Origin of the sequence: Bacillus sp. K2I17, assembly GCF_002209985.1 — a bacterium.
In the GTDB taxonomy this organism is placed as follows: Bacteria; Bacillota; Bacilli; order Bacillales; family Bacillaceae_G; genus Bacillus_A; species Bacillus_A wiedmannii.
In genome coordinates this window covers 1-2,093 of sequence record NZ_NJGF01000108.1, presented here as the reverse complement: position 1 = coordinate 2,093, position 2,093 = coordinate 1, and the positions used below count along the sequence as shown (strand labels likewise).

The 2,093-nt window shown below is 34.8% G+C and carries 5 protein-coding genes; all 5 read right to left on the bottom strand.

Features of this window, described 5'->3' with window-relative positions; translation table 11 throughout:
* Nucleotides 1–30: 30 nt before the first annotated feature.
* Nucleotides 31–417 carry a hypothetical protein gene (locus CER22_RS30885; RefSeq protein ID WP_088610493.1) on the bottom strand — a complete coding sequence of 129 codons (387 nt, stop codon included), beginning with the start codon at nt 415–417 and terminating at the stop codon, nt 31–33.
* Between the two features lie 10 nt (nt 418–427).
* On the bottom strand, nt 428–1,057 hold the full coding sequence (locus tag CER22_RS30880; protein ID WP_088610492.1) for a phage tail protein: 630 nt from the start codon (nt 1,055–1,057) through the stop codon (nt 428–430).
* 11 nt (nt 1,058–1,068) lie between these two features.
* The gene (locus CER22_RS30875) at nt 1,069–1,446 is read right to left on the bottom strand and encodes an HK97-gp10 family putative phage morphogenesis protein (RefSeq protein ID WP_088610491.1); all 378 of its coding nucleotides are present in this window, start codon (nt 1,444–1,446) and stop codon (nt 1,069–1,071) included.
* The gene (locus CER22_RS30870; RefSeq protein WP_088610490.1) at nt 1,446–1,775 is read right to left on the bottom strand and encodes a hypothetical protein; all 330 of its coding nucleotides are present in this window, start codon (nt 1,773–1,775) and stop codon (nt 1,446–1,448) included. Before CER22_RS30870 ends, CER22_RS30875 begins: the two co-directional genes overlap by 1 nt.
* The coding region (locus CER22_RS30865; RefSeq protein ID WP_256943778.1) for a hypothetical protein at nt 1,765–2,093 on the bottom strand (329 nt) is incomplete at its 5' end. The genes CER22_RS30870 and CER22_RS30865, both read right to left, overlap by 11 nt.

Here is a 2,093-nt window from a genome sequence, read left to right as displayed (position 1 = left end):
GAGATTCATTATTTTTATTCAGTATGTTTTTTACTTTTTTTCTTGCTTCAGCTTCTCCATATCAGAATATTGGAAGGTTTGACCGCTGAAAATCTGAAATACAACTTGGAAAATATCAGGTAGATCATAAAGAGGAATAGCATTTTTGATTTCTTCAGGTGAACATTCCGTACCGCCACTTCGAATCATCGCATAAATCAAGGACCGCATTAGTTTAGCCTCTTTTTCACCTAAACTAAATTGTCCCTTTTTCATCATTTCATTCATTTCTTTTTCGAACTCGTGATATTCTTTCCCATAAGATTCTTCTACAAAAGGAAATGATTCAAATGTAAAAACAACAGGGATTTTCACCTTCTGTATTGTAATTGTATTTACATTTATATTAACGTTAACTAAATCACGTAAGCGTGCCATAGTACCCCTCCTATTGTCCTGTAGTTCCACCTAATGTGGCTAATTGAGATTCATCACAAATAACCTTTTTCAAGAAGTCTTCTACTTTAATACCTTTAGCATCAGCTGCACCAGTATCTAATTCAGCCATCGTAGTATCATTGAATAATAATGGATCAGCGGTAATTTGGTAAGCAATATCATCCACAGTCATCTCTTCATTTTGTGTTTTCCAAGATTCCTCTACTGGCGCCACTGTACATTTTGGATACCAACGTACAAGTTTTGTTCCATCATTTAGTGGAAATACAACACCAACCGCAAATTTAGGATATTCTCTCGCTTTAGCTGTTTCGAAAGAAACACCTTTTGTTCTTTGTTTAGCAAAGATTTTATCCTTAACTTCGCGGTTTAACCCAGCAAGGTTAAGCGCCAATCCAAATGCTGTGTTTTTTACGATGTTGATAATCTTTTTGTTAGAAGCCCATTTTGTAAAGTTTGTGGTTGTATTTGAAATCGTTAAATCCGAAATATTTGTTTGCTTATAAATATCCTCTTCATAAGTAGGAAGTGTATCTGTTGTTTCATCGCCTTCCATCATACAAAGATATAAATCTTCAATACCTACGGTATATTGAATCTCTTTATTTACAACTGGCATATATATCATCCTCACATTCTATCTATTATTTTTTGAGCTAGGATTTCTGCTATCTTGTCACCTTCTGCATCGAAAGTGTTTTGTACAAAGTGTTTTCCCTTCACACGGCCTTTACCATTCACTTTTTTATGGCCATTTTCGTATAGGTACCAATACCAAGCTTCATTTTCAAATTCCACGGATACAAGATCATTTTTCACAACAACTTTCAAGCTTTCTCTTAAATGTGTTTTCTTGTTCTTATTGGACAATTTAATTTTGGGTTTTAACTTGCTAATAAAGTAATTGGCTGCTTCTTCTAAAAACTTTTTTTCTACCTTTTGGTTAACTCTAAGTAATGTATTAATATCTTCCAAAGCATCAGCAAAACCATTATTATTAGATGCCATTATTGAACACACCTCACATACGTTATAAACTGCGTTATGGTGTCATCGTTCTCGTCATAACCCATTCCATCAAATTGAGAATAAGAAACGCCTGCTTCGTTAAAAACAGCCTTTAACGGTTCGTAATCTTTTTCAGTTCCATTTGTGATAACGGCAATCTGATAAAGAGGCATATCTTTTATGACCTTATTAGAAGCTCTTTTCTGTTGCTCATTCACAAATTCATACACAATGTAAGGATATTTCGCGCCAGTAGGTGCACTATCACGATAAACTGGAATACCAGACTGTTTCATAAGAGTTCTTAATTGCTCAAAACTAATTTGCATAGGACAATGACACCTCCATCAATCGGTCTTCTTCTTTTACGTAAATACGCTCAATGTCGTAAATACGACCGCCAACTTTTACACGATAATCCTTTTGATTATTTTCGATGTCACGATCAATACGAACCTCAATTTTCTTTACAATTTCATTCGTATCTTTTGTCGTGAATTTATCAGTGGCCGTAACTCCAATGTTGTTATAACGAATCTTACGTTCTAATGGGTATCCCATCACAATACGGTCTGTGTCTGGATCAATGGTCTCCCCTAATTTAAGTAGCTCACCCATCCATTTGAGTTTATTCGTCTGTCTCTTCG

Bases quoted from the DNA above. Each gene is read 5' to 3' on its own strand.
- CER22_RS30885 (WP_088610493.1), bottom strand. From the start codon at position 417: ATGGCACGCTTACGTGATTTAGTTAACGTTAATATAAATGTAAATACA.
- CER22_RS30880 (WP_088610492.1), bottom strand. From the start codon at position 1,057: ATGCCAGTTGTAAATAAAGAGATTCAATATACCGTAGGTATTGAAGAT.
- CER22_RS30875 (WP_088610491.1), bottom strand. From the start codon at position 1,446: ATGGCATCTAATAATAATGGTTTTGCTGATGCTTTGGAAGATATTAAT.
- CER22_RS30870 (WP_088610490.1), bottom strand. From the start codon at position 1,775: ATGCAAATTAGTTTTGAGCAATTAAGAACTCTTATGAAACAGTCTGGT.